At 33.1% G+C, this 25,220-nt stretch carries 28 protein-coding genes; 11 read left to right on the top strand and 17 right to left on the bottom strand.

Annotation, left to right across the window (positions count from 1 at the left end; translation table 11 throughout):
- Positions 1-8 precede the first annotated feature (8 nt).
- The 3 genes from RT99_RS14890 (at position 9) to RT99_RS14880 (ending at position 2,965) form a co-directional block, all read left to right on the top strand.
- Positions 9-656 (top strand): aldolase, encoded by a 648-nt coding sequence (locus RT99_RS14890; RefSeq protein WP_042565579.1) that lies wholly within the window; start codon positions 9-11, stop codon positions 654-656.
- Positions 657-659: 3 nt separating this feature from the next.
- Positions 660-1,775 (top strand): D-TA family PLP-dependent enzyme, encoded by a 1,116-nt coding sequence (locus tag RT99_RS14885; protein ID WP_052483696.1) that lies wholly within the window; start codon positions 660-662, stop codon positions 1,773-1,775.
- Positions 1,776-1,894: 119 nt separating this feature from the next.
- Positions 1,895-2,965 carry a dipeptidase gene (locus tag RT99_RS14880; RefSeq protein WP_042565547.1) on the top strand — a complete coding sequence of 357 codons (1,071 nt, stop codon included), beginning with the start codon at positions 1,895-1,897 and terminating at the stop codon, positions 2,963-2,965.
- 179 nt (positions 2,966-3,144) lie between these two features.
- On the opposite strand, the gene RT99_RS14875 is transcribed toward RT99_RS14880, so the two are convergent.
- Positions 3,145-3,921, bottom strand: coding sequence for a DeoR/GlpR family DNA-binding transcription regulator (locus RT99_RS14875; protein WP_042565546.1), 777 nt, complete (start codon positions 3,919-3,921; stop codon positions 3,145-3,147).
- 187 nt (positions 3,922-4,108) lie between these two features.
- Between RT99_RS14875 and RT99_RS14870 the strand changes: the two genes are divergently transcribed.
- Positions 4,109-6,412 carry a family 20 glycosylhydrolase gene (locus RT99_RS14870; RefSeq protein WP_042565545.1) on the top strand — a complete coding sequence of 768 codons (2,304 nt, stop codon included), beginning with the start codon at positions 4,109-4,111 and terminating at the stop codon, positions 6,410-6,412.
- 49 nt (positions 6,413-6,461) lie between these two features.
- Here RT99_RS14870 and RT99_RS14865 read toward each other — a convergent pair whose 3' ends face one another.
- From RT99_RS14865 to RT99_RS14850, 4 genes are all read right to left on the bottom strand, one after another.
- On the bottom strand, positions 6,462-7,481 hold the full coding sequence (locus tag RT99_RS14865) for a hypothetical protein (protein WP_042565544.1): 1,020 nt from the start codon (positions 7,479-7,481) through the stop codon (positions 6,462-6,464).
- A gap of 122 nt (positions 7,482-7,603) precedes the next feature.
- Positions 7,604-8,350, bottom strand: a complete 747-nt coding sequence (locus RT99_RS14860; RefSeq protein WP_042565543.1) for a succinate dehydrogenase/fumarate reductase iron-sulfur subunit — start codon at positions 8,348-8,350, stop codon at positions 7,604-7,606.
- Positions 8,351-8,402: 52 nt separating this feature from the next.
- Entirely contained in the window at positions 8,403-10,403 is a 2,001-nt protein-coding gene (locus tag RT99_RS14855) for a fumarate reductase/succinate dehydrogenase flavoprotein subunit (RefSeq protein WP_042565542.1), read from the bottom strand.
- An 11-nt stretch (positions 10,404-10,414) separates the two neighbouring features.
- On the bottom strand, positions 10,415-11,080 hold the full coding sequence (locus RT99_RS14850) for a succinate dehydrogenase cytochrome b subunit (protein ID WP_042565541.1): 666 nt from the start codon (positions 11,078-11,080) through the stop codon (positions 10,415-10,417).
- 362 nt (positions 11,081-11,442) lie between these two features.
- Between RT99_RS14850 and RT99_RS14845 the strand changes: the two genes are divergently transcribed.
- Complete coding sequence (locus RT99_RS14845) at positions 11,443-12,804, top strand: hydroxymethylglutaryl-CoA synthase family protein (protein ID WP_042565540.1); 1,362 nt, start codon at positions 11,443-11,445, stop codon at positions 12,802-12,804.
- Positions 12,805-13,062: 258 nt separating this feature from the next.
- Here the strand turns inward: RT99_RS14845 and RT99_RS14840 are convergent, their stop codons facing one another.
- The 4 genes from RT99_RS14840 to RT99_RS14825 form a co-directional block, all read right to left on the bottom strand.
- A complete protein-coding gene (locus tag RT99_RS14840) occupies positions 13,063-13,242 on the bottom strand; it encodes a hypothetical protein (protein ID WP_042565539.1) in 180 nt (59 codons plus the stop codon).
- A 71-nt stretch (positions 13,243-13,313) separates the two neighbouring features.
- On the bottom strand, positions 13,314-13,685 hold the full coding sequence (locus RT99_RS14835; protein WP_131494922.1) for a hypothetical protein: 372 nt from the start codon (positions 13,683-13,685) through the stop codon (positions 13,314-13,316).
- 70 nt (positions 13,686-13,755) lie between these two features.
- Positions 13,756-14,298, bottom strand: a complete 543-nt coding sequence (locus RT99_RS14830; RefSeq protein ID WP_242607212.1) for a hypothetical protein — start codon at positions 14,296-14,298, stop codon at positions 13,756-13,758.
- 121 nt (positions 14,299-14,419) lie between these two features.
- The gene (locus RT99_RS14825) at positions 14,420-15,160 is read right to left on the bottom strand and encodes a LytTR family transcriptional regulator DNA-binding domain-containing protein (protein ID WP_042565536.1); all 741 of its coding nucleotides are present in this window, start codon (positions 15,158-15,160) and stop codon (positions 14,420-14,422) included.
- Between the two features lie 295 nt (positions 15,161-15,455).
- Between RT99_RS14825 and RT99_RS14820 the strand changes: the two genes are divergently transcribed.
- Together RT99_RS14820 and RT99_RS14815 are read left to right on the top strand one after the other, a co-directional pair.
- Positions 15,456-15,656 (top strand): hypothetical protein, encoded by a 201-nt coding sequence (locus RT99_RS14820; protein ID WP_042565535.1) that lies wholly within the window; start codon positions 15,456-15,458, stop codon positions 15,654-15,656.
- A 63-nt stretch (positions 15,657-15,719) separates the two neighbouring features.
- Complete coding sequence (locus RT99_RS14815) at positions 15,720-15,914, top strand: hypothetical protein (RefSeq protein WP_042565534.1); 195 nt, start codon at positions 15,720-15,722, stop codon at positions 15,912-15,914.
- Between the two features lie 82 nt (positions 15,915-15,996).
- Here RT99_RS14815 and RT99_RS14810 read toward each other — a convergent pair whose 3' ends face one another.
- Genes RT99_RS14810 through RT99_RS14795 form a run of 4 tightly spaced genes read right to left on the bottom strand, consistent with a single transcriptional unit; the run spans position 15,997 to position 18,919 of the window.
- Positions 15,997-16,434: a GNAT family N-acetyltransferase gene (locus RT99_RS14810; RefSeq protein ID WP_042565533.1), complete on the bottom strand. Its 438-nt coding sequence runs from the start codon at positions 16,432-16,434 to the stop codon at positions 15,997-15,999.
- A 44-nt stretch (positions 16,435-16,478) separates the two neighbouring features.
- On the bottom strand, positions 16,479-17,090 hold the full coding sequence (locus RT99_RS24755) for a hypothetical protein (protein WP_052483695.1): 612 nt from the start codon (positions 17,088-17,090) through the stop codon (positions 16,479-16,481).
- Positions 17,091-17,106: 16 nt separating this feature from the next.
- Positions 17,107-18,450: a polymer-forming cytoskeletal protein gene (locus RT99_RS14800; RefSeq protein WP_042565532.1), complete on the bottom strand. Its 1,344-nt coding sequence runs from the start codon at positions 18,448-18,450 to the stop codon at positions 17,107-17,109.
- On the bottom strand, positions 18,443-18,919 hold the full coding sequence (locus tag RT99_RS14795) for a GNAT family N-acetyltransferase (protein ID WP_042565531.1): 477 nt from the start codon (positions 18,917-18,919) through the stop codon (positions 18,443-18,445). Before RT99_RS14795 ends, RT99_RS14800 begins: the two co-directional genes overlap by 8 nt.
- A 179-nt stretch (positions 18,920-19,098) precedes the next feature.
- On the opposite strand from RT99_RS14795, the gene RT99_RS14790 reads away from it, so the two are divergent.
- Positions 19,099-19,509, top strand: coding sequence for a helix-turn-helix domain-containing protein (locus RT99_RS14790; protein ID WP_042565530.1), 411 nt, complete (start codon positions 19,099-19,101; stop codon positions 19,507-19,509).
- A gap of 119 nt (positions 19,510-19,628) precedes the next feature.
- Here the strand turns inward: RT99_RS14790 and RT99_RS14785 are convergent, their stop codons facing one another.
- Positions 19,629-19,925 (bottom strand): hypothetical protein, encoded by a 297-nt coding sequence (locus RT99_RS14785; protein WP_042565529.1) that lies wholly within the window; start codon positions 19,923-19,925, stop codon positions 19,629-19,631.
- A complete protein-coding gene (locus RT99_RS14780; RefSeq protein WP_042565528.1) occupies positions 19,922-20,320 on the bottom strand; it encodes a hypothetical protein in 399 nt (132 codons plus the stop codon). The genes RT99_RS14785 and RT99_RS14780 overlap by 4 nt, the downstream gene beginning before the upstream one ends.
- A 535-nt stretch (positions 20,321-20,855) precedes the next feature.
- Here RT99_RS14780 and RT99_RS14775 point away from each other — a divergent pair.
- Positions 20,856-22,148, top strand: a complete 1,293-nt coding sequence (locus tag RT99_RS14775) for an aminopeptidase P family protein (protein WP_042565577.1) — start codon at positions 20,856-20,858, stop codon at positions 22,146-22,148.
- Between the two features lie 6 nt (positions 22,149-22,154).
- Positions 22,155-23,054 (top strand): alpha/beta fold hydrolase, encoded by a 900-nt coding sequence (locus RT99_RS14770; RefSeq protein WP_052483694.1) that lies wholly within the window; start codon positions 22,155-22,157, stop codon positions 23,052-23,054.
- Positions 23,055-23,108: 54 nt separating this feature from the next.
- On the opposite strand, the gene RT99_RS14765 is transcribed toward RT99_RS14770, so the two are convergent.
- Both RT99_RS14765 and RT99_RS14760 read right to left on the bottom strand, forming a co-directional pair.
- Positions 23,109-23,627 carry a ferritin gene (locus tag RT99_RS14765; RefSeq protein ID WP_042565527.1) on the bottom strand — a complete coding sequence of 173 codons (519 nt, stop codon included), beginning with the start codon at positions 23,625-23,627 and terminating at the stop codon, positions 23,109-23,111.
- 88 nt (positions 23,628-23,715) lie between these two features.
- The gene (locus RT99_RS14760) at positions 23,716-24,072 is read right to left on the bottom strand and encodes a hypothetical protein (RefSeq protein WP_042565526.1); all 357 of its coding nucleotides are present in this window, start codon (positions 24,070-24,072) and stop codon (positions 23,716-23,718) included.
- Positions 24,073-24,250: 178 nt separating this feature from the next.
- Between RT99_RS14760 and RT99_RS14755 the strand changes: the two genes are divergently transcribed.
- Positions 24,251-25,054 carry a TIGR00266 family protein gene (locus tag RT99_RS14755; RefSeq protein WP_042565525.1) on the top strand — a complete coding sequence of 268 codons (804 nt, stop codon included), beginning with the start codon at positions 24,251-24,253 and terminating at the stop codon, positions 25,052-25,054.
- Positions 25,055-25,220: the final 166 nt, after the last annotated feature.

Genomic DNA, 25,220 nt, shown 5'->3' with positions numbered 1-25,220 from the left:
TTAAGCATATGTACAGCATTTTAAAAGCACAAGGCGTACTTCCGTTAGTAACACAAATCAATATCGAGACAGCCAAAATTGTGCTGCAGTCCGCCGCAGATGCCGGTATAAAAATTATCGAATTTGCTGCTCGTGCAGATAATGCTAAAGAAGTTTTCACTCAAATGGTTGCCTTTAAAAAAGCAAATAATTTAGATGTAAAAATTGCCGTTGGTTCTATTTTAAGCGTTGACGATGCCGAAACATTTCATCAATTGGGCGCAGATTGTATCGTTTGTCCGCATACCGATCCTGAAATTGGTAATTATTGTTTCAAAAATAATATTTACTGGATTCCGGGCGCAGCAACTTTAAACGAAATATTGCACGCCAATAAATTAGGCGCCGATGTTGTCAAACTTTTTCCTGCCGATAAAATTGGCGGACCAGGTTATGTAAAAGCGATTCGAGCGCCGTTTCCGAATTTAAGAATAATGCCAACCGGAGGCGTAACTTTAGAAGAAAGTAATCTGAAATCATGGTTCAAATCCGGCGTTGTTTGTGTTGGAATTGGTTCTAATTTATTTTCGAAAGAAATGCTTTTGAATTTAACTTATGAAGAATCACTTCAGGCTTTTCAAAATTTAATTGAAGTGGTAGAAAAAACAAGAAACTAGATTATGCAAAAAAATTGGTGGAAAATTAATTCCGAAACTCGTCCCGACACTCCATTTTTGGCCGTTTACGAAGATCGTATCCGGTTTAATCTCGAACGCCTTATTGGTGCAGTAAACGGCGACACTCAAAAATTAAGGCCTCACATCAAAACACATAAAATAGGCGAAATTCTGGAGTTGTTTAAAATTTACAACATCAAAAAAGTAAAATGCGCCACGATTGCCGAAGCCGAACTTGCGGCGATTCATGAAATTCCGGACGTGATTCTCGCCTATCAGCCTGTTGGTGCAAAAAAAGAAAGATGGATTTCGTTGCTTCAAAAATATCCAAATATTCAATTTTCGACTATTGTCGACAATTTAGATTCGGCTAAAGCCTTAAATCAAATTGCTGAAAAAAATAACCTGATTCTAAATATTTTTCTCGATCTAAATACAGGAATGAACAGAACGGGAATTTCAATTTCTGATAAATGGATTGATTTAGCTTCTGAAATTATTGCATTAAAAAACATTCATTTTGAAGGCTTTCATATTTACGACGGTCACATAAAAGGAACTGTTGAAGAACGAAATATTCAAGCTTCAAACTCCTTTTCAATTATTAAAAAAGAGATTGAAATACTTCAGCAAAAAACAGATTACGAATTAAAAATCGTTGCCGGGGGATCAAATACTTTTCCGTTTTATGCGACTCAGGAAAATGTAGAATCCAGTCCGGGAACTTTTGTTTTTTGGGATTCTAATTATCAGATTAATTTACCAGAACAGGAGTTTAAACCTGCTTTGGTTATTGTAGGAACTGTAATTTCAAAACCAACAAATACAACGTTTTGTGTTGATATCGGATACAAAGCCGTTTCATCAGAAAATCTGATTGATAAAAGATTGGTGATTTTAAATGATGAAAATTTAATTCCGATTTCGCATTCAGAAGAACATTTGATTGTAGAAAATCGGGGGAAAAATCAATATAAAATTGGCGATACCGTTTATGCCCAGCCGTATCATGTTTGCCCAACCTGTGCACTTTACGATTCTGTTCAGGTCATCAACAAAGAACATCAAATTTGCGATCAATGGCTGGTTGTCGCGCGAAGCAGAAAAATTAATATCTAGCAGCAGAAAAAGGAGAATAAAGATAAAAAGAATAGAAAATAGAGCAAAGAAGAAAGAGAATAGACCTCATAATAACACTTGTAGAGAACCTCTGAGCCTTTGTGCCTTAAAAAAATACTATGTTTATAATAGACGCCCATTTAGACCTGAGCATGAATGCGATGGAATGGAATCGAGATTTAAGAAATGACGTTCCCACTTTGCGCCATCTCGAAAAAGGAATGACTGATAAACCGGATCGCGAACGCGCCACGGTTTCTTTCCCAGATTTACGACGCGGGAATATTGGAATTGTAGTCGCTACTCAAATTGCAAGGTTTGTAAAACCCGACAGTATTATTCCAGGTTGGAATTCTCCCGAACAAGCCTGGGCGCAAACGCAAGGCCAACTTTCGTGGTATAAAGCAATGGAAGAAGCCGGAGAAATTACAGCGATTACAGATAAAAAATCACTTCAAAAACAAATTGATTTATGGAATGACGGAACGCCAAACGATAAAAAACCAATTGGTTACATTTTAAGTTTAGAAGGTGCCGATTCTATTATTGATATTTCGTATTTAGAAAAAGCATACAATTACGGATTACGCGCGATTGGTCCGGCACATTACGGCCCGGGACGCTACGCAAATGGAACAGATGCAACGGGAAAAATGAATCAAAACGGTCTTGATTTATTGAAAGAAATGGAACGTTTGAATATTATTCTGGATGCAACACATTTATGCGACGATGCTTTCTGGCAGGCTCTCGATCATTATAACGGACCCGTTTGGGCGAGTCATAACAATTGCAGAAGTCTGGTGGATCACAATCGTCAATATAGTGATGAAATGATAAAAGCTTTGATTTCGAGAGGGGCTGTTATTGGCGGAGCTTTAGATGCGTGGATGCTGGTTCCGAATTGGGAAAGAGGCGTTTCTACACCTTTGGGAATGAAGTGCAATCTTGAAACAGTTTTCAAACATATGGATCACATTTGTCAATTGGCCGGAAATGCTAATCATATTGGCGTAGGTTCAGATTTGGATGGCGCTTTTGGTACAGAACAATCTCCGTATGATTTAAACACGATTGCCGATTTGCAAAAATTGGTTTTAATTTTTAAAGACAACGGATATTCTGATGAAGATTTAAATAAAATCTTTCACCAGAACTGGATTAATTTTTTAATGAAGAATTGGGATTAGATAATATTCGGCAAGGAATATGAAAATTGTTTTTTTGCCACGAATTTCTCTAATTTTCTCTAATTTTTTATTTTGAAATTGCTTAGGAATTAGCCACAGATTTACACAGATTTTTTAATCTGTACAATCAAAATAATTCGTGGTAATTAGAGAAATTCGTGGCAAACTTTTTTATATTATTAGATAAAAACTAAACTTGGAACTGCCTTTTTATACGACTGTAATTTTGCGTCATTAGGATCAACTTCCGTGACAACGTAATCAACCTCAGATAAATTGGCAATTTTCATTTTTAGAACGGTATCCAATTTTTCAGAAATAGTTAGAATCGCTGTTTTTTGAGAAGCCTGAATCATTGCTTTTTTTACCTGAACGGTTTCCCAGTCAGAATCTGAGAATCCGCCTTCGATATCCAAAGCATTGGTTCCTAAGATTAATAAATCGACTTTAATATTTGCCAATTGATTATAAACATCGCCACTCACACACATTTGACTGTAAGATGAAATGCTGCCGCCAATCATGATGATTTTCACATTGGGTTTGTCCAGAAGTTCAACCGCAGATAAAACAGTAACAGTAAAAATAGTAAGATTTAAATCATTAGGAATTAAGCGAATGAATTCACGAATTGTAGTTCCGCCGCCAATTAATAAAACCATGCCGTCATGAAGTAAACCTAGCGTTTTTTGTGCAATAATTTGTTTTGATTCGCCTGCATACGTTTGATTGGATGAAGAATGATGGTACGCTTTTGTCATCGCACCGCCTTTTACCTTAATCAATAAAGATTCTGATTCAAGTTCATTAATATCACGTCTGACAGTATCTTCTGAAACAAATAATTTAGCCGAAAGTGTTTCAAAACTTACGCGGGTATGCAAGTTAATCTCTTTTAAAATAAGATTTTTACGTTCTTCCTTGCTATAATTTATCACTTCATTATCGTTGTTCATGCGAATTCTTTTTTTTGAACAAATGTAAACAATAAATGCAATATTCTTGCGAATCAAATTATAACACAACGTAATAAAAAAGTTAACACACCTAATTTAAAGACTTTTATAACAAATTAAGTATTGCAAAAAAAATGCAACTTTATGTAACAAACCTTAAATTTGTTTAACCACCAAAAAAGTAACCATGCAAAAAAGTATATTTCTCTTTTTGATATTCTGTTATTCGTTCGGAAATGCTCAAATTGCTTCTAATAACAATTCGATAATTCCTGCTCCAAATTTCTATAAAGCAACCGGCGATAGTATTTTTTTTAATGGACAAATAAAAGTAGTTTTTGAAAAGAATAAGTTTAGTGCAAAAGAATTAAAAACGGCACAGATTTTTGAATCGGCCATCAACAAAAATGTGCCTTCGAAAAAGAGCAATATTGACGTTTTGTTTATTGCTCAAAATCCTTCCACTTCATTAAAAAAAGAAGCGTATAAAATCAATATTACGGCAAAAAAAATTACCGTTACCGGAAGTGAAGAAGGATTATTTTATGCTGTTCAGAGTTTATTACAGCTTTTTCCAAACCAACTCAAAAATCAGGGAATAAAATTGCCTTGCGTAACCATCCAAGACGAGTCCAGATACGACTACCGCGGGCTTCACCTTGATGTGTGTCGTCATTTTTTCTCGGTTGATGTTATAAAGGATTTTATAGCACAAATGTCCCGTTATAAGATAAATAACTTTCATTGGCATTTAACTGACGATCAGGGCTGGAGAATTGAGATAAAAAAGTATCCAAAATTAACCGAAGTCGGATCTAAAAGAGCACAGACTTTAGTTGGAAATAAATTTGAAAGATCACCCTATTTTTTTGACGGAAATCCGTACGGAGGATTTTATACTCAGGAAGAAATTAAGGGCGTTGTAAAGTTTGCCGAAGAACATTATGTAAACATTATTCCCGAAATCGAAATGCCCGGTCATGCAACTGCCGCTGTAACTGCTTATCCAAATTTATCGTGTTTTCCAGACCGAAATTATAAAGTGGTTGAATATTGGGGTGTTTTTGAAGATATTTTCTGCGCGGGAAAAGAGGAAACTTTTGTTTTTCTGGAAGATGTTTTGACAGAAGTTATGGCTTTGTTTCCGAGTAAATACATCCATATTGGTGGAGATGAATGTCCAAAAACAAGATGGAAAGAATGCCCAAATTGCCAAAAACGAATCAAAGATTTAGGTTTGAAAAATGAACATGAATTACAAAGTTATTTAACCACAAGAATAGAAAAATTCCTAAACGCAAACAGAAGACAAATTCTCGGCTGGGATGAAATGCTCGAAGGCGGACTTGCACCAAACGCAGCCGTAATGTCCTGGCGAGGAGAAGCGGGTGGAATTAGCGCCGCAAGACAAAAACACAACGTAATTATGAATCCGGAACAGGTTTTATATCTGGATTATAATCAGGGATATTCACCAAATGAACCTTTAACGATTGGAAGATTAACAACAGTTGAGAAAATTTATAATTACAATCCAACTCCGGTGGATAGTTTAACGGTTGAAGAACAAAAATATATTATGGGAGTTCAGTCTAATCTTTGGTCGGAATATTTAACAAGTCCGGCTAAATTAAATTATATGCTTTATCCGAGAATGTTTGCTTTGGCAGAAATTGCCTGGACAGAACCACGAAACAAAAACTATAATAATTTTGTTTTAGATAGAATTCCGCATCATTTGGAAAAACTGGAATTACAAAAAAGATTGTATAAAGTTCCATCGCCTTTCGGCTCGACCGAAACCGCTTTAATCGCATCAAAATATGTTCTGGATTTAAAACCAACTATCAAAAACGGGCAAATTTTTTATACGATTGATGGTTATAATCCAGATGAAACCGCAGAACTTTATACAAAACCCGTAACGATAAATATTCCGAAAGGAGAATATCGCATTATAAAAATTGTTCAGATTAATTCGGGTGGACGAAGAAGTTCTATCAATAAAATAGTAGTTCGAAATCCGGATCTGAAATCGGCTTTAAACATAAAACCAACCAAGAAAGGTTTAAAATATCATTATTTCACGGGAACTTTATTTCAGCAGGTTCAGGATTTAGAATTAATAAAACCTGTTAATTCAGGCATTTTTGAAGGTTCAATTAGCAGCGAAAAATGGAAGTCAAAAACAGAGCGCTATATTGGCTTAAAATTCGACGGATATATTTATATTCCGGAAACGGCAAATTATACGATTTCGACGCTTTCAGATGACGGATCGAAGCTTTTTATCGATAATGAATTAGTTGTGAATAATGACGGTATTCATTGGCTAAATGAAGCGTATGGCGCTGTAAAACTCGAAAAGGGTTTTCATAAGATAAACATTAGCTATTTTGATCAAATTGGCGGAACAACTTTAAGCTGTTTTATGCAGCAGGAAGGAAAAGAGAAAGAGGAAATTAGTACTTCACAATTGTATTATGAATAAAAACAAAAGACGCATTTGCTGTAGCTAATGCGTCTTTTGTTATGGAAATCTATTTAGATATTGCTTTACTAATATTTTTAAAATCGTCATCTTTTAAATTATACGCAAAACCTGCACCATAAAAATAATAAACCGGATTCCCTGTTTTAGCGCTAACAACATCTAAAAATTTGTTACCGTTCATACTTACGTATCGTAAATAGAGTATATCTTCATTATTCATAATCTTCTTTTCCAGATCTTCATCTCTAATAAACTGATATTTGTATTTGTAATCTTCTACCAGTTTTTTAAGATCCTTTTCATCTCTAAGTTTTTCAGTTCCTTTCCATGGATTATACTCCATCATATAAGCTTCCGGAATATAAAGTGTATTTTCTTTTAGATTCTTAACTTCAGGAGTTACAAAATCATCATAAAGTCCGGTATGTTCACCTTTGCTGATAATTTGGTTTATCTGCTGAAAATAGTTTTTCAACATTCCCAAATTAGTATTTGTAAAACTTTGATCTGTATACATTCTATCATAAAGGCTGCCAATTTTTTCATCTGATCCGGCTCCTGCCATCGCGTCTACTAAAAATTTATTATTAACGCTAAGCGGGAATCTTGCTATATAAGTTAGATTTTCTCTGAAAAGTTCACTCAATTTTCTATTATATTTTTTGTCATCTACTTTTAGTTTGGCAAATCCTTTATCGAATTTTTCTTTATCCAAAATTCGTATTGCAAAATTGGTATGAATATAAACGGTGCCTTTTCCGCTTGTAGTAATATCTCCAATGAATTTTGCAATTGAATATTTACCATCGGCATAATCTGTCATTTTAAAATCTTTAAAATCAACAACCTTATAAGGAGTAACTGTCCAAACTTCTTTCAAAATTTTTTCGTAATCTTCTTTCTTGTTTAATTGTGGTAAAACAAAAATCGTAGTTGTAGCTTTAAATTTTTCAAGTTCCCCTTTTTCAAATGGTTCATTTGCTCCTCTGTAGGAAGCCGTTATCGCAACTTGTGAGTAATTTTTAATGCCCAGAATAAGCATCAGAATAAGTAAAATTCTTTTCATGTATTTTGTTTTTGGTATGATTTCGGGACTAAAGATAATATTATTAACATTAAAATACGGACATAAAAAAACGCATTCAAATTAATGAATGCGTTTTTTCTATTTAAAACTATTTCTTAAAATTATCCTTTTAAGCTTGCAGATAAATATTCACGGTTCATACGTGCGATATTTTCAAGAGAAATTCCTTTCGGACATTCTACTTCGCAAGCCCCAGTGTTGGTACAGTTACCAAAACCTTCGTGATCCATTTGGTGTACCATGTTTAATACACGATCAACAGCTTCAATTTTACCTTGTGGCAATAAAGCATATTGAGATACTTTTGCAGCAACGAACAACATTGCCGATGAGTTTTTACAAGTCGCAACACAAGCTCCACAACCAATACAAGCAGCAGCATCAAATGATTTATCTGCATCGTGTTTGTTAATCGGAATTGTATTTGCATCGATTGTATTTCCTGAAGTATTTACCGAAATAAATCCACCAGCATGTTGAATTCTGTCAAAAGAACTTCTGTCAACAACTAAATCTTTAATTACCGGGAAAGCTTTTGCTCTAAATGGCTCGATAAAAATCGTGTCGCCATCTTTAAACATACGCATGTGCAATTGACAAGTTGTAACTCCTCTGTCTGGTCCGTGTGCTTCTCCGTTGATAAATAAAGAACACATTCCGCAAATTCCTTCACGACAATCGTGGTCAAATGCTACTGGCTCTTCTCCTTTGTTGATTAATTGTTCGTTAAGAACGTCAAGCATTTCAAGGAAAGACATATCTGGTTCGATTCCGTCGATTGGATATTCAACGATTCCCCCTTTATCCTGGGCGTTTTTCTGACGCCATATTTTTAATGTAAGTTTCATTTTCTATAAGTTTTAAGTATTAAGAAATAAGTATTTAGACTTTTTCAGAATACTATTTATAACTACGCTGTACTAATTTAATGTTTTCGTAAACCAGAGGTTCTTTGTGTAATACGGCATCGCTTGGTTTTCCTTTGTATTCCCAGGCTGCTACATATGCAAAGTTTTCGTCATCACGAAGTGCTTCTCCTTCTTCTGTTTGGTATTCTTCACGGAAGTGACCTCCACAAGATTCATTACGGTGCAATGCATCTTTTGCGAACAATTCTCCTAACTCTAAGAAATCGGCAACACGTGTTGCTTTCTCTAATTCCTGATTAAATTCGTTAGCGCTTCCAGGAACTTTTACATCTTTATAAAACTCTTCACGTAAAGCGGCAATTTCTTCGATAGCTTCGGCTAAACCTTTAGCATTACGAGCCATACCTACTTTATCCCACATGATTTTTCCTAATTTCTTGTGGAAATAATCTACAGAATGAGTTCCTTTATTATTGATAAATCTATCGATTTGATCTTTTACTTCTTTTTCTGCTGCTACGAATTCTGGTAAATCTGTAGAAATTTCTCCCATTTTAATATCCGGAGCTAAATAATCTCCAATAGTATAAGGTAATACGAAATATCCATCAGCTAAACCTTGCATCAAAGCAGAAGCTCCAAGTCTGTTTGCTCCGTGATCAGAGAAGTTAGATTCTCCAATTGAGAAACATCCCGGAATTGTAGTCATTAAGTTATAATCAACCCAAGTTCCACCCATTGTATAGTGAACCGCTGGGTAAATCATCATTGGTGTTGTATAAGGATCTTCGTCAACGATTTTGTAATACATCTGGAATAAGTTTCCGTATTTACTTTTCACGATTTCAGCTCCTAATTTTGTTACCAAAGCAGCATCATTAGCATCTAAACCTTTTACGAAAGCTTCTTCAGTTCCGTAACGTTTGATAGCCGCAGCGAAATCCAAATAAACCGCTTCTCCAGTTTTGTTAACTCCAAAACCGGCATCACATCTTTCTTTTGCAGCACGAGATGCCACATCACGAGGCACTAAGTTTCCAAAAGCTGGATATCTTCTTTCTAAGAAATAATCTCTTTCAGCTTCAGATAAATCAGTTGCTTTTTTCTTTCCTTCACGGATAGCTTTAGCATCTTCTAGTTTTGCAGGAACCCAAATACGACCATCATTACGTAATGATTCAGACATCAAAGTCAATTTTGACTGGTGATCTCCAGAAACCGGAATACATGTTGGGTGAATTTGTGTGTAACAAGGATTTGCGAAAAACGCTCCTTTTTTATGAATTTTCCAAGCTGCTGTTGCGTTACTTCCCATAGCATTTGTTGACAAGAAAAATACGTTTCCGTATCCTCCAGAACCAACTACTACTGCGTGAGCAGAATGTCTTTCTATTTCTCCTGTAATTAAGTTACGAGCGATAATACCTCTCGCTTTTCCGTTCACGATAACAATGTCAAGCATTTCGTGACGGTTGTACATTTTTATTTTTCCACGACCAATCTGACGGTTCATTGCAGAATAAGCTCCTAACAATAATTGTTGTCCGGTTTGTCCTTGTGCATAAAAAGTACGAGAAACTAAAGTTCCTCCAAAAGAACGGTTATCTAAAAGTCCGCCATATTCACGAGCCAATGGAACTCCTTGAGCCACACACTGGTCAATAATATTTGCCGAAACTTCAGCCAAACGGTGAACGTTTGCTTCACGTGCACGGTAGTCACCCCCTTTTACAGTATCGTAGAACAATCTGTAAACAGAGTCACCATCACCTTTATAATTTTTTGCTGCATTGATTCCCCCTTGTGCTGCAATAGAGTGCGCACGACGAGGTGAATCCTGAAAGCAGAAAGCTTTTACGTTATATCCCTGCTCAGCCAAAGTAGCCGCAGCCGAACCTCCAGCCAAACCTGTACCAACAATGATAATATCTAAATTACGTTTGTTAGCAGGATTTACTAAATTAATATGATCTTTATAATCTGTCCATTTGTCCGATATTGGGCCGTGTGGAATTTTTGAATCTAATGCCATTATAATTTATATTAATTATTGAAATGATGAAATAATGCGATAATCACGAAAGCAGCCGGTACTACAACAGCGAACCAGTAACCTACTTTTGCTAAAAATCTTGAGTATTTGTTGTGCATTCCCACTGATTGAAGAGAAGATGCGAATCCATGCCAAAGGTGAAATCCTAAAAGAATAAAAGACACACAGTACAATCCTGTTCTAACCGGACTATGAAATTTATGAACTAACTCTCCATAATATCTTGTAGCATCAGGTGCCGTTCCGTTTACATATTTATAAGCAACTTCAGGAAACCAAAAATCATAAAAGTGCAATCCTAAGAAAGCTAAAATAACCAATCCGGAAATAATCATATTTCTAGAACTCCATGAAGCATTTGCAGCTCCGTTGTAATTTGCATAAGCAATTGGTCTAGCAGCTCTATTTTGAGCAGTAAGTACAAATCCCATAACAAAATGGAAAATTACTCCGAATGCCAAAACAGGTTGCATTACATATTGAATTAGCGGATTGTAACCCATAAAGTGAGAAGCTTCGTTAAAAACATCTTCACTAAGAATAGAAATGAAATTTAAGGTAACATGCAGCGCTAAAAACGTGATTAAGAATATTCCCGAAAGAGCCATAGCCACTTTCTTTAAGATGGAAGCATTCAATAGTGCAGATTGTGCCATAAGTGTTTAAGTAGTTTGTTTTAAAAAATTAGACAAAAATAAGTCAATTAACAAAGAACTACAACCATTTCGTTGTTATTTATAATGATTTTAAAATAGACTACGTAATACGTATTTTTACGTATAAAAAATACTTAATATCAAATAATTTTATTATAAAAATCTAAAAACGCACGCTTTACAGAAATTATTTAACAGTAATAGCCGTTACCTGACTCTCATAAAACTTTATGAAATTACTATTTTAATCAAACATTTAATTTATTTTCTTCAAAAGTGTTCCATCATCGTAATTTTGTAGCCGAAAAAAATGGTCATTCCATTGCATAATTTTACCTTTATCAGCTTCAAAAAAAATCAGAATGAAAACAGGAATAGACGCTATATCATTTGATGTAGCCAACATACATTTACCTATAAAAACTTTGGCTGTTGCCAGAAATATTGAACCGGAAAAACTAGAAAAAGGTCTTGGATTAATTAAAATGACTTTACCGGACGTCCATCAGGATGCGGTTGTTTTTGGAGCAAATGCTTTAACTAAACTTATTCTTGACCACAAAATAAACCTTAAAGAGATTAGCCGGATTTATGTTGGTACCGAAAGCGCCATCGATAGTTCAAAACCTATCAGTTCTTATTTAATTAATTTAATGGAACAAAAATTTGGCGAAGATTCTCTTGCCGAATGCGATGTTGTCGATTTTACTTTTGCCTGTATTGGCGGTGTTGACGCTTTGCAAAATTGCATTGACTTTGTAAAACTGAATCCGACAAAAAAGGCAATTGTAGTTACGACAGATTTTGCAAAATACGATTTAAATTCAACCGGAGAATATACACAAGGCGCCGGAGCATTGGCAATGTTAGTAACTTCGAACCCAAGAATTATTGCTTTTGATGAAAATTGGGCAACAAGTACAAAAGGAGTTTTTGACTTTTTCAAACCTTACAGAACTATATCAAAAGAAACGATTACAAAAAACGGAAACAACGATCCGTGGTTTGATAATTTAGAAGCTGAAATTGAAGTTCATAAAGACCAGCCTGTTTTTGACGGTCAATATTCGAATCAATGTTATATGGACCGTACGCGAAATGCTTACTTTTCATTTAAGAAATTAAAAAATACAACAGAAACTTTATACAATACCTGGAATAGTATTATCATGCACTTGCCATATTCTTTTCAGGGACGCAGAATGTTGTCTGAAATTTATGCTTTAGATCATGCTGACAAAATCATTGCAGAAAATATTGATCCTGCAGATTATCAGAATAAAATTAAAGAAGTGGGAAAATCGGATGAGTACAAAAAATTTGTAACAGAGAAACTACAGCCTGCAGAATTGGCTTCATCGCTAATTGGCAATCTTTATACTGGTTCCATTTTCATGGGATTATTATCGACTCTGGCACATTATTATGACACTAAAAAAGAAGTTACCGGAACAAAATTCGGATTTCTGGCTTATGGAAGCGGATCTAAATCAAAGGTTTTTGAAGGAACAATTCAACCAAATTGGCAATCGGCTTTAGCAAAAACCAAACTTTTTGAAAATCTTGAAGAAAGCATCGAAATCGGTTTTGAAACTTATGAAAGCCTTCATAAAAAAGAGCAAAAACAAAGTATCAGAACTCCTAAAAACGAATGGGTTTTGGATCGAATCGAAAAAGAAATTCCTAATTTGATTGGGGCGAGGTATTATAAATGGGTTGATTAAGAAATTTCAATTTTTTAATCCCGATAGCTATCGGGACCAAATTCCAATTTAATAAATGCGTAGAACCTTTGTCAAAGTTTAAAACTTTGACAAAGGTTTTTTATGCGCAATATAATTACGCACAAGCTTGTCATTTCGACCGAAGGGAGAAATCACACAAGTAATTCCGCAAACAAAGTCGCCAATCTTTATCGAGTTTCTAGTGCGATTTCTCCCTTCGGTCGAAATGACAAAAATGCGTTAGAACCTCAAAGAAGACTAATCCTTCTTATGCTGTTCCGTATAATTTTGATTTCCTTTCAGAACTTCGTCATGCACATTCATTCCGTTTGACATTCCGAGCATAAAAGCGGTTATTATAACAATAAATTTTCTTTTTATCCAATGAAGCGGTCGCTTAGATTGTTCTAAACGTGTTTTATTTTTGTGTTTATACATTTTGAAAATGATAAATGATTAGACATTATTTTATCATCACATGCGTTGAAGCGCATGAATACTTAGAAAAACTAAGCGCTGTATAAACTTTTATATAAATTATTGCAAGTAATAAGTTCGTTTACAAAAACGGATTGTCTTATAAATGAACTTATATTTTGATGAAGAAGATTTTGAGTTTTTTGGATAATCCCAACTTGAAAACTACTAAGTTGTTTGAATTCCAGATACGTTACAGGAATCGAAAACGCAATTTTTATTCCGGAAACAAATTTATTGAATACGTATAAACGAGAATTTCTACCCTCTAATTCTCTTCTTAAAATCACAAAAGAAGATTGATAATAATCTGCTGATTTTGATTGAGAACCTAAAGTACAATCGCTCGCAATCATAGCAAAAGCCAGAAAGATTGAGATTAGGTATTTTAGAGTTTTATTCAATTTATTTAAATTCAGTTATTCCCTTCAAACAAAAATACAAATTAAAAATAGAGATTCTGTTTTGAGTTTATTATTTATCAAATTGTTCGTTTTGGCTTTCTTTTCTATTAAGTAAAAAAACCAATCCTAAAACAAAAACCACACAACCCGACAACATATAAACTCCATTTTTTAATATAAAAAAAGAGAAACCTATTGCTAACGAAGAAAGAAAAACCATTAAAAAACTTATTACATTAGTTATTATAAAATTCAAAGCATGAAGAGATAGACCAATAAAAAGCAAAGACGGACCAACAATTACAAAAGGGTACAAAATTGATGGTACATTACTAATATGCCGGCTTAATTCTTCTCGCGCAAGATCATTTGTTCCGTAACTCGACATTATGAAATCGATTGTACAAAGTCCGATATGCGCAACAACCCCTAAAGCCGTGACAAACGAAGCTATAGAATTTAATCTGTTTTTAGGAAATACATCATTAAAGGAGAACAAAAAACAGGCCCCAATTAAATTGAACCAATGCGCAAAATCAATTGGACTTTGAAAATCAGGTAAAACTTTAGAAAATAGCAAATAACTTATTACAAAAAATAGTAATCCTAGCATACAAAAGTGTTTTGTTTTCATAATTTATTTTAAAATTGATGAAACAAAACTAGAATGAAAAACTTCTGCAAATGCCAATATTATTGACTTTGGTACGAAACGTATTGTTTTAGGTACGAAATTACAAAGTCAACAAACTTTCTTTATAATTTTTAGAAACCGGAAGTTCCATTTGAGTCAGAATAACAGTATTTGAATTTCTCCAGGACTTAAAATGAATCGGATTTATTAAATGAGAACGATGGATTTGGATTAAAAAAGTAAAATCTTCGAGAATTTTTTTGAGTGAAGAACGAATTAGTTTTGAATGCAATTTTTCGTTTTCGATATAAAAAATCTCCACATAATTTTGAGCATTTGAAATGCAAACTAAATCAGCTTTTTGGACTTTTAAAATGTCTAATTTGTTTTCTCCAATAAAAGTGAGTATGTCATCTTTTACAGGAATGAGTTTGATTAAATATCTTCTTGCCAGAATAACTACGGGAGTTAAAATCAAAGCAACTTTAATAAAAATGATAGAGAAAAACTCATAAAAACTATAACCTCCTTTTAAAATCGGGCTTTTATAAAAGGCATAGATTCCAAAGAGATAAATAAGAAAAAACAAAACAATACTTCCAATTTCTAAACTAAGATTCCATTTTGAGATTTTCTTGTAAATCCTATTTTGAAGAACAGCAAGAATACCATAACATAAAAACGCCATTATACTAAAACCAAAACTTATTAGAAACCAAGCTCTTAGATTTATAGTTCCATCGTCAAAAGGTTTTATGATGAAAGCAAAAACAAATAACCAGAGACCAATTAGCGAACCAACTATTAAATGATGTTTTATTTTCGGATTTAATTCTTTCATCTTTTCCTGAAGCAATTATTAGTTTACAATATTAAACTTTAATCCAATTTGCTTCAAGTAAGATTCACAAGTTTTTTTACTTATTTTCAAAATCAACAATTGCATTAAAAACACAAAAAAGAAAGAATTTACTGTTATTTTAAGTTAAAAAAAGAAAAATATTAAAGATTTTTGAAAAATCAATCAGAATCTAAATGTTTCTTTTTGTAAGTATTTATTTAGAAAAAATAATTAGTATTTTTATCAAGTAGTATCCAAAAACTTACAGAACAGAAAAATCCAAAAAACATTATTTATGAAAAACTTACAAAAATTGTCAACACAAAAATTATCAAAAGAAGAATTGAAATCAATTAACGCCGGTAATAATGCACCCTGTATACCATGGCCATTATGTAACGGTCAGGAAGCCACTTTTTATGTAATAAATTCATGTGGCTGGTATTTATACAAAACACCAACAGGTAGTACTTGTATGGAATATGGAGCAGTATAACAACATAATTATCCATTTTTATTCAAATAATATCTAGAACAGAAAAATCCAAAAACCTTATTTATGAAAAACTTACAAAAATTGTCGACACAAAAATTATCAAAAGAAGAACTGAAATCAATTAATGGCGGAGTTGTAAACTGCGTGCCATATCCGTTATGCAACGGTGACGAAGTTTCTTATTATGGAAGAAACATATGTGGCTGGTATTTGTACAGAACAGCAACAAATAGTATCTGTATGGAATACCTACCATGATAACAACATAATTATCTATTTATTAAAACTGCTACCAACAAAATAGCAGTTTTTTTATGTTCAAACTTTCATAGCTGGAAAGCTATTTATAAATCGTAAACTTATTATGTGATAAAGTAAAACCAAGATTTTCATAAATCAACACGTTCTCAACTCTTCGGCGATTTGTGGTAACTTCGATACTTTTCAGGTTATTTTGATTTGCATATTGCATGATCTTCTCTATCAATTGTCTTCCAATTCCTTTTCCACGATGGCTTTTATGAATAAAAAATTCCTGAATTTCTCCAACCCGACCACAGTGATGTAATAGATTTTGTGTGTGAAAACTAATAAAACCCAAACCTTCATTCTCATTTTCTGCTATCAAATAGAGATTTTTTGAATTTGAAATATTTTCATTAAATATTTCTTTGAAGACTTTGAAATCTAATTCTTCATTTTCAAGTTCGCAAATTGATTTGTAAACAAAATCTAAGTCTTGTTTTTCGACTTTTCTGATTTCAACTTTTTGTTTCATAATTTAGTATTGGACAATTAATTGCAAATCTTGCGTGTCATTTTCTACAAGTTACCGTAAACAACTATATAATCAGCATACGTTAATTTGTCGTCTAGCCAGTTTGTTACTTCTTTCAAGAAAAACTGAACTTTTTCATCATCGTTTTTTATATGAGATATCTTTTCTACGATAATTCTACAGGTTTTATTATCGAAAAAATTATTACCAACAGGATCAAATTTATCCTCAATATCATTATTCCAAGGATTTTTTAATGGAAAAACAGATTGAAACTCTTTTAGGATAATATCAAAATCCTCTGTATGAATAAAGACATCATTTCTTTTGGTTGTTTTATAGAATTCTCCTGCAGCGTTTTCGGGCCATAAAACAAACCCAATTTTAGAATCTGTTGTATTTCCGGTTGTAATTATTACTTGTTTTTGATTAATCCTTTCAATCGCTTTTACTATATCGTAATTGCACAACGCATAACTTTCGTTCGCCGTTTTGTAATCACATTCTGCTTTTTGAGAAATTGTTTGGATATTAATACCATGAAATTCCTGCTCACATAATAAAACATCATTATTATTCTTTTTAAGAAGCTCAACAGCGACATTTAAAGAAACTGCAATTTTACTTCTTAGTATTTTAATCTTTTCGTTATCCATTTTTCAAATACTATGATTACAAACCAATACGTTCAAGCTTCTGTTTGTACTTTTCAACATATTTATTCCACTCTGCTTCGTTTTGAACATTATCATAAACAGACGCCGCGTATTCGAAAACTTCTTTGCTAAAATGATTTCCAAAAACCGCGTCAAGATTTATTATTCCAGAGTCAATAACACGTTTTAAAATCGATATTTTATCTTTTCCATTTTCTTTACAAGCTTTATCGAGCCATAATCCTTTGCCAATTTTCACATATTCTTCTAATAAACTTTCAGTAATAAATTCAGAAGGAACATAGTTAATATCAGGTTGGTGTTTACCATTTTTGAAAGTCGTCAGAATCAGTTCTTCCGAATAAAAATCATGCGGAATCAACGAAATCAATGTTCCGCTTTCTGCAGCTTTCAAACAAAGTTCCTGGGTTATAAACTGACTTGGTATTTTCTGAATTGCAAAACCATCTTTCTCTACTAATTTTTCACAGAGTTCAGCCGTAATAAATTCCTCATTTACAAATGATAAAGCATGAAATGTATTATTCAAAGCCAACTCACATAATTCTTTAGTTTTAAATTGAGGTGGAACCACTTTTAAATCTCTGTAATTCGACGTTACTCTATTTTGCCAATATTCATATGTTTTCGGCTGCGGATTACTTTGCTTTAAAACCAATTCACCTCTTTCTAATTCACGCTTTAATTCTTCAAAAGTTGCGATAAAAGGATTTTCAAGATGTTTGCGTAATTCAATTGAGATACTATCTTCATCAAATTCTTCGTCGTATTCACAATCGTTTTTAGAATCATAATCGTTTTCTTTGTCATTGTAATAAAACAAATCATTTTTTCGCCCTCCGAAAGTTGTATAATGATCTTCGACTATAAAAACCGGAGCTTCAATAGTACCCAAACATTTAAAATTACCATGATTATACGAAGTCATTACCATTTCTTTGGCTTTTACATCGCCCATTATTTCGACATACGAACCTCCTAACAGCAAACTTTGACAAGTAACATTTCCGTTAATAAAAACATACGGGCCATAATCGCCTTCAGCATTTATGATTGTTCCGTTTGTTGAGAAATTTCCGTTTATTAAAATGCCTTCAATTCTTGTTTTTTCAATTTCTTTTAATGGAAGATTTAATAGATCCGAAAGCCATTTTTTCTCTTTGTCTTCATAAAGATCTAAATAGAAATCACCTTCATAATTTATATCTTGATTTGAAACTAAAAAGAAATCCTGATCTTCCCATTCATCAAAATAATCAAAACCTTCATGATCCAATAAAAATGGATATTGCGATTTGACTTCTTTGATTGTTATTAATTTAAAAGCTGAATTATGCATTTTCTATTTCTCCAATTCTATTAATTTTTAACTCCATTATCGGCAAATATCGATCTTTAATGGAAGTTTCCATTTCCCCTACTTTTACAAATCCGAATTTAATATAAAAATCCTCAGCGTTTGGTTCTGAGTTTAAAATTACTTTCTGAGCATCGCTGTTTTTCATTCGATCAAGAAAATCATTCAGTAACATTTTCCCGAATCCTTTACCAATAAAATCAGGCAAAACAAATAAATTATCCAGTTTTATAGTGTTTTCACTTTCGTGGAAGAATGAATAATAGCCCACAATTTTATCATCAACAATTAAATTGTACACCCATTTAGTTTCGACATATTCTTTTGAAACCGTTAAAAATTCAGACCAGATTTTGATTTGCTCATCAGAATATCCCCAATATGCTTTTGATTTTTTGGTTATTTCTGTGAGGATTTTGTGATCGTTGGGGATTGCTTTTTTTATAGTCATTTTTTTGTGCAATAATTTACTAAACCAGACAGATTTTAAAAACCTGTCTGGTTTACAGAATAGTCAGAAAAGTTGTATTTTTGCAATTCGCGAAACAATTTACAAAATGTATCCCACAAAGCGAGACTTGTTTTCTACAGAAACCGAAAATGTAAAAGAATTTTAAATATCTTTGAACTATGAGCACAGCACCAAAACCTAGACACATCGGGCGAAACATAAGCCGAATCAGAGAGCTTAGAGATATGAAACAAGAAGCACTTGCGATTGCAATTGGCACTACACAACAATCTATCTCTATCATTGAAGGAAGTGAAAGCGTCGATGACGAAAAACTTAAAGCAATTGCCGAAGCTTTGGGAGTTCCTGCCGATGTTATAAAGAATTTTTCTGAAGAAGCTGTTTTTAATATTATTGGGAATACTTATCATAATGATTCTTCTTCTATAAAAAATAATAATTGCACATTTAATCCTTTAGATAAACTTCTTGAAGCATTTGATAAGAATGAAAAGCTTTATGAAAGATTGGTTGAAGCTGAAAGAGAAAAAGTTGCTTTATTAGAGAAGTTATTGAGTGAGAAAAAGTAATTTTTTGCGAAAGATATATTTATAGAAAAGCCGAAGTTTTGAGAACTTCGGCTTTTTTATTTTTTAATGATTTTTGGATTAGTGTATTAGTATAGACAAAGATTAAAAACATAAAGTAATTACTCTATTAAATCCATATGAGAAAAATGCACTTTAAACCACTCGACAAATTCTTTGTCAGAAAAATTACCATAAAAATTTTCCATTCTACAAATTAGCAAACTTGGTCTAAAAGAACATTTTGACAATATAAATTCATGAATTTCTTTAGATTTTACATTTTCATCAACTGACAAAATAAAAACAAAATCCTTTGCCCTTTTGGAAATATAATTGCTTCTAATTAACTCTTCAAATTCAGAAAAATTTTTCTCATCCACTATTGGGTCAAATATTAGTGCTACAGCTTTTTTCATGAGTTTTCTAAATGATTTGTAATTTTAACATCTAATCTTTCGAGACTTGATTTGGATTTCTTCTTACTACATAATGAAACAATTAAACAAACCAAACTAGCAAGTGTAATAGCACTATATACAATAATAACTATTAAATTTCCCATATCAATTTTTTGCATTGACACTCCTTTTTCTTTAACATTTATATAAAAATTGACAGTACTACAAATAACAATAAGGGATATAACTGTAGTTATTAAAGTACTTAATAAAAAGGCCTCCCAATTATTAAATTTAGAAAACTCCAAATTATCACGTAATGTAAGATATTCATCATGAGTTAATGGATATGACATTTCATTGGCAAGCGGGTTACTGTGCCTTGTTCCTCCTAAAGTTTGGTTTCCTTCCATTCAATTTTGTATCAATTTAACAATTGTACCACAATCTCATTTTATATATAATTTGCAGTAATAAAATCCTTTTAAAAATAGCTAAAGTAAAATATTTTATTAATAAATCTATTAATTACCGTTCAAAAATAATTCAATAAAACCAAGTTCGCGTGAGGGATTGAGGCGGTATCCTTTTATGAAGTGGAACGGAGTAAAAGATATAGCCGAAAGCCCGACCCGGAGGGGCACGCCATTATTAAGATTCTGAGACTCTGAGATTCTAAGTTGCTGAGATTTTTCAATGTTGTTGAAATGACAAACTTTGCGTTTATCAATCTTTGTCGAGTTACTTACGGAGATTCTTCGTTCCTCAGAATGACAAGATTGTGAAAACAAAAGATTACATTAATAAAAATCTACGGAAATCTGTTTCAATTCGCATAAATCTGCGTGCAAAAACCAAAAACAAATAAGAAAACTTTAATAATTCAATTTTGCGATACATCTTCAAAAATCACTAATTTTGAAAATCGAAGTTCAAAAATCAATTTTTATGAAATATCATCAAATAAACAGCGCTCTTTTTGTAAAAAATCGCAGAAAATTCACGGCAGAAATGAAACCTAACAGTGTTGCCGTTTTCAACTCAAATGACATTTATCCAATTAGTGCAGATAGTACTTTGCCTTTTGCTCAACACAGAGATATTTTTTATCTGAGCGGTGTAGATCAGGAAGAAAGTATTTTGCTTTTGTTTCCGGATGCGCCTTATGAAAATCAAAAAGAGATTCTTTTCCTGAAAGAAACCAGCGAACATATCGCAATTTGGGAAGGTGAAAAACTGACTAAAGAACGCGCTTTTCAGGTTTCGGGAATCAGAACTGTTTATTGGTTACAGGATTTTCATAAAATTTTGAACGAAATGATGACGTATGCCGACACTATGTACATCAATACAAACGAACATTACCGCGCAACTGTTGAAACAGAAACCCGCGAAGCTCGTTTTGTAAAATGGTGGAAAGAACGTTATCCTGCACACAATGTGGCAAAAAGCAACCCGATTTTGCAACGTATTCGTTCTGTAAAAGAAAGTGAAGAAATCGATTTGATTCAGCAAGCTTGTGATATTACCGAGAAAGGTTTCCGCAGATTGCTTTCGTTTGTAAAACCAAATGTTACGGAATATGAAATTGAAGCTGAATTGGCTCACGAATTCATCCGCAATCGTTCTAAAGGTTTTGCTTATACGCCAATTATTGCTTCGGGAAACAATGCGAATGTTTTGCATTACATCGAAAACAATCAGCAATGTAAAGCCGGAGATTTAATTTTATTAGATGTTGCTGCAGAATATGCAAATTATTCTAGCGACATGACGAGAACGATTCCGGTTTCGGGAAGATTTTCTGATCGTCAAAAAGCGGTTTACAATGCGGTTTTGAGAGTTAAAAATGAAGCTACAAAAATGTTGGCTCCAGGAACGCTTTGGAAACAATATCATATTGAAGTAGGTAAAATCATGACTTCAGAATTACTTGGTTTGGGTTTAATTGACAAAGCCGATGTTCAGAACGAAAACCCTGATTGGCCAGCTTACAAAAAATATTTCATGCACGGAACTTCTCACCACATGGGACTTGACACGCACGATTATGGATTACTTCATGAACCAATGAAAGCTAATATGGTTTTTACGGTTGAACCGGGAATTTATATTCCGGCTGAAGGTTTCGGAATTCGTTTAGAAGATAATCTTGTGGTTCAGGAAAAAGGAGAGCCTTTTAATCTTATGCGCAATATTCCGGTTGAAGTGGATGAAATCGAGAGTTTGATGAATTCTTAATTCACAATGAAAAATATTTTTTTACTTGGTTTTTTATTCTTTTTGGGAAACATTTTTTCTCAAACAGAAGGCTATGCAGTTAACGCTGATGGAACCAAAACCTTTTACAAAACTTTCGGGAAAGGCAAACCGCTTTTAATTATAAACGGCGGTCCGGGAATGAACAGCAATGGTTTTGAAGATATGGCGAAAACTTTGGGCGAAAATCAGCAAACAATTATTTACGATCAAAGGGGTACCGGAAAATCGAAACTTTCAAAATTAGATTCTAAAAGTATTTCGATGAAAATAATGGCTGATGATGTTGAGTCGTTAAGAAAGCATCTTAAAATTAAAAAATGGAATATTCTGGGGCATTCTTTCGGCGGAATGTTAGGTTCTTATTATGCTACTGTTTACCCAAATAGTATCGATAAATTGATTTTATCATCATCTGGCGGCGTAGATTTGACTTTATTAAAAAGTCCGAATTTAATTGAAGCCGGTTTAAGTAAAGCTGAAAAGGATTCTCTGGATTACTGGAATGATAAAATCGAAAAAGGCGACACATCTTACAAAGCAAGACTGGGCCGCGGAAAAGCGATGGCTCCGGCTTATGTTTACGATCGGAAATTTGTTTCCATAATTGCCGAAAGGTTAACACAAGGAAATTCTACAATAAATGGCTTGTTATGGTCTGATATGCAGAAAATGAATTTTGACTGCAAAGACAAGCTAAAAAGCTTCAAAAATCCGGTTTTAATTATTCAGGGAAAAGAAGATATCATTAGCAATGAAATTGGAGAAATTGGTCATAAAGTGTATCCAAATTCGAAACTTATTTTATTGGAGCATTCTAAACATTACGGATGGCTCGATGCAAGAGATAAATATTTCTCGGATATTAATTCATTTTTAAAATCATAAAAATCAAAAAGCCCTTAATAAATATTAAGGGCTTTTAATTTTATAAATCTTTATTTATCCGATTTTTGAAATTTGAAGATCCAATTGAAATTTGCCGTCAGCTTCGTTTCCGTTGATCAATTCAAAAAGCTCTAAAGCTCTTCTTGCGTTCTTCTCTTCTTCTCTTTGCTCAGCTACATACCACATCATAAAATCTTCTGTAGCATAATCATTCTCAGCTCTACATTTTGCAATTACTTTATTGATTGCCTGAGTAACTGCAATTTCGTTTTGCAAAGCAATTTCAAATACTTCCCTAAAAGAAGCAAATTCTTGCTGTACTTCTGGAACAGATGGTGTAATTGCAATCCCTCCCATATCTGTAATGAATTTAAAAATTTTCAGAAAATGTTCTCTCTCTTCTTCAGCCTGCTTATACAAGTACGATGCTGTATTGGCATAACCATTTCTATCCAGCCATGCAGCCATAGCTAAATATTTATTAGAAGCGTCACTTTCTATTTTTGCTTGTAAATTCAATATATTTTCTATTCCTTCAACTAATGAAGTACTTGTTCTTAGTAAATCTTTCATAATCTTCAATTTTTATACATGTAAAATTACAAAATTAAAGACGATAACTGTAAATACCTGAAAATTTGGATTTAATCTAAGTAAGAATCTAAATAAGCTCGACGTTGACAGTATTACAAAGCAACGAATGTAAAGTAAGGGTAAATTTAGTTCCGTTTAATAAATCTCTCAACTGCACTATTTCGCAGATCGTAAGATTTCTGGAAAAATTTCTTTTGGTAGTTTCAATCAATTGTGCATCTGACTGATCAGACAAGTCATAAAGCATATTGAGAATGTCAACGCTATTAACCTTTCTTTGAAAAATCAAAAAATCATGAATTTTATAGCTTGACACTGTATCAACAAAATTGATAATTATACTATTAGTCAAATCACATTGATAACTGTATCCTTTTTCGGTTTCAAATAATACTTTGGTGGTCAAATCACTAACTAATGCCATTCTGATAAAATATAATAATGGTGCAAAAATATAGAATTTAAAGCAATAAAAAATATAATTAAGACTAATTTAAAATAACAAAATCATTTAATGTACTTAAAAACAGCTGAAGTCTCTCAAATATTGTAACATTCTACAGTATTATTAGTCTAATTTTAAAAACAAAAAATTAGAAATTATGCAAGCGCACGAAATAGATTATCAGATTTTTGGAGAAGAAATGCAGTACGTTGAAATTGAACTAGACCCGCAGGAAATTGTAATTGCCGAGGCTGGGAGCTTTATGATGATGGAAAACAACATCCAGATGGAAACTATATTTGGAGACGGTTCTCAACAACAAAGTTCAGGTTTGTTTGGCAAACTTTTAAACGCAGGTAAAAGAGTTCTTACTGGTGAAAGTTTGTTTATGACGGCTTTTTTAAATCAAGGAAACAGCAAAAGTAAAGTTTCGTTTGCATCCCCATATCCCGGAAAAATCCTTCCGATTGATTTAACTCAATTTCAAGGTAAATTTATCTGTCAAAAAAGTTCCTTTTTATGTGCTGCCAAAGGCGTTTCTGTCGGAATAGAATTCTCTCAGAAATTAGGACGCGGATTATTTGGTGGAGAAGGTTTCATTATGCAAAAAATAGAAGGAGACGGAATGGCTTTTGTTCATTCTGGCGGAACAATGGCAAAAAAAGAACTAGCGGCAGGTGAAGTCTTAAAAGTAGATACGGGTTGTATTATTGGTTTTACCAAAGATGTCGATTATGACATTGAATTTATAGGTGGAATCAAAAACTCTATCTTTGGAGGAGAAGGTTTGTTTTATGCAACCTTAAAAGGTCCTGGCACTGTTTACATCCAATCTTTACCATTTAGCAGATTAGCAGACAGAATCATTGCATCGGCTCCAAGATCAGGTGGAAATGGCCGTGACGAAGGAAGCTTGCTAGGCGGAATCGGAAATCTTTTGGATGGCGATAATCGCTTTTAAATTAATCTTATTTACAAACGGCTTTCATTTCTGAAAGCCGTTTTTTTATTTCAAAACAATTTCTACTATAATAAAAATGATATCACTATCGAATAAATATTAACTCAAAAGCACATATGTTTCTTATACAGCCTGTGCTTTCTTATATTTGTACTTTAAAATTTAA

The sequence above is a fragment of the Flavobacterium sp. MEB061 genome, assembly GCF_000834715.1.
GTDB lineage: Bacteria > Bacteroidota > Bacteroidia > Flavobacteriales > Flavobacteriaceae > Flavobacterium > Flavobacterium pectinovorum.
The sequence above is the reverse complement of the archived record's forward strand: the minus strand, read 5'-3'. Positions and strand labels throughout refer to the sequence as shown.

Bases quoted from the DNA above. Each gene is read 5' to 3' on its own strand.
- RT99_RS14890 (WP_042565579.1), top strand. From the start codon at position 9: ATGTACAGCATTTTAAAAGCACAAGGCGTACTTCCGTTAGTAACACAA.
- RT99_RS14885 (WP_052483696.1), top strand. From the start codon at position 660: ATGCAAAAAAATTGGTGGAAAATTAATTCCGAAACTCGTCCCGACACT.
- RT99_RS14880 (WP_042565547.1), top strand. From the start codon at position 1,895: ATGTTTATAATAGACGCCCATTTAGACCTGAGCATGAATGCGATGGAA.
- RT99_RS14875 (WP_042565546.1), bottom strand. From the start codon at position 3,921: ATGAACAACGATAATGAAGTGATAAATTATAGCAAGGAAGAACGTAAA.
- RT99_RS14870 (WP_042565545.1), top strand. From the start codon at position 4,109: ATGCAAAAAAGTATATTTCTCTTTTTGATATTCTGTTATTCGTTCGGA.
- RT99_RS14865 (WP_042565544.1), bottom strand. From the start codon at position 7,481: ATGAAAAGAATTTTACTTATTCTGATGCTTATTCTGGGCATTAAAAAT.
- RT99_RS14860 (WP_042565543.1), bottom strand. From the start codon at position 8,350: ATGAAACTTACATTAAAAATATGGCGTCAGAAAAACGCCCAGGATAAA.
- RT99_RS14855 (WP_042565542.1), bottom strand. From the start codon at position 10,403: ATGGCATTAGATTCAAAAATTCCACACGGCCCAATATCGGACAAATGG.
- RT99_RS14850 (WP_042565541.1), bottom strand. From the start codon at position 11,080: ATGGCACAATCTGCACTATTGAATGCTTCCATCTTAAAGAAAGTGGCT.
- RT99_RS14845 (WP_042565540.1), top strand. From the start codon at position 11,443: ATGAAAACAGGAATAGACGCTATATCATTTGATGTAGCCAACATACAT.
- RT99_RS14840 (WP_042565539.1), bottom strand. From the start codon at position 13,242: ATGTATAAACACAAAAATAAAACACGTTTAGAACAATCTAAGCGACCG.
- RT99_RS14830 (WP_242607212.1), bottom strand. From the start codon at position 14,298: ATGCTAGGATTACTATTTTTTGTAATAAGTTATTTGCTATTTTCTAAA.
- RT99_RS14825 (WP_042565536.1), bottom strand. From the start codon at position 15,160: ATGAAAGAATTAAATCCGAAAATAAAACATCATTTAATAGTTGGTTCG.
- RT99_RS14820 (WP_042565535.1), top strand. From the start codon at position 15,456: ATGAAAAACTTACAAAAATTGTCAACACAAAAATTATCAAAAGAAGAA.
- RT99_RS14815 (WP_042565534.1), top strand. From the start codon at position 15,720: ATGAAAAACTTACAAAAATTGTCGACACAAAAATTATCAAAAGAAGAA.
- RT99_RS14810 (WP_042565533.1), bottom strand. From the start codon at position 16,434: ATGAAACAAAAAGTTGAAATCAGAAAAGTCGAAAAACAAGACTTAGAT.
- RT99_RS24755 (WP_052483695.1), bottom strand. From the start codon at position 17,090: ATGGATAACGAAAAGATTAAAATACTAAGAAGTAAAATTGCAGTTTCT.
- RT99_RS14800 (WP_042565532.1), bottom strand. From the start codon at position 18,450: ATGCATAATTCAGCTTTTAAATTAATAACAATCAAAGAAGTCAAATCG.
- RT99_RS14795 (WP_042565531.1), bottom strand. From the start codon at position 18,919: ATGACTATAAAAAAAGCAATCCCCAACGATCACAAAATCCTCACAGAA.
- RT99_RS14790 (WP_042565530.1), top strand. From the start codon at position 19,099: ATGAGCACAGCACCAAAACCTAGACACATCGGGCGAAACATAAGCCGA.
- RT99_RS14785 (WP_042565529.1), bottom strand. From the start codon at position 19,925: ATGAAAAAAGCTGTAGCACTAATATTTGACCCAATAGTGGATGAGAAA.
- RT99_RS14780 (WP_042565528.1), bottom strand. From the start codon at position 20,320: ATGGAAGGAAACCAAACTTTAGGAGGAACAAGGCACAGTAACCCGCTT.
- RT99_RS14775 (WP_042565577.1), top strand. From the start codon at position 20,856: ATGAAATATCATCAAATAAACAGCGCTCTTTTTGTAAAAAATCGCAGA.
- RT99_RS14770 (WP_052483694.1), top strand. From the start codon at position 22,155: ATGAAAAATATTTTTTTACTTGGTTTTTTATTCTTTTTGGGAAACATT.
- RT99_RS14765 (WP_042565527.1), bottom strand. From the start codon at position 23,627: ATGAAAGATTTACTAAGAACAAGTACTTCATTAGTTGAAGGAATAGAA.
- RT99_RS14760 (WP_042565526.1), bottom strand. From the start codon at position 24,072: ATGGCATTAGTTAGTGATTTGACCACCAAAGTATTATTTGAAACCGAA.
- RT99_RS14755 (WP_042565525.1), top strand. From the start codon at position 24,251: ATGCAAGCGCACGAAATAGATTATCAGATTTTTGGAGAAGAAATGCAG.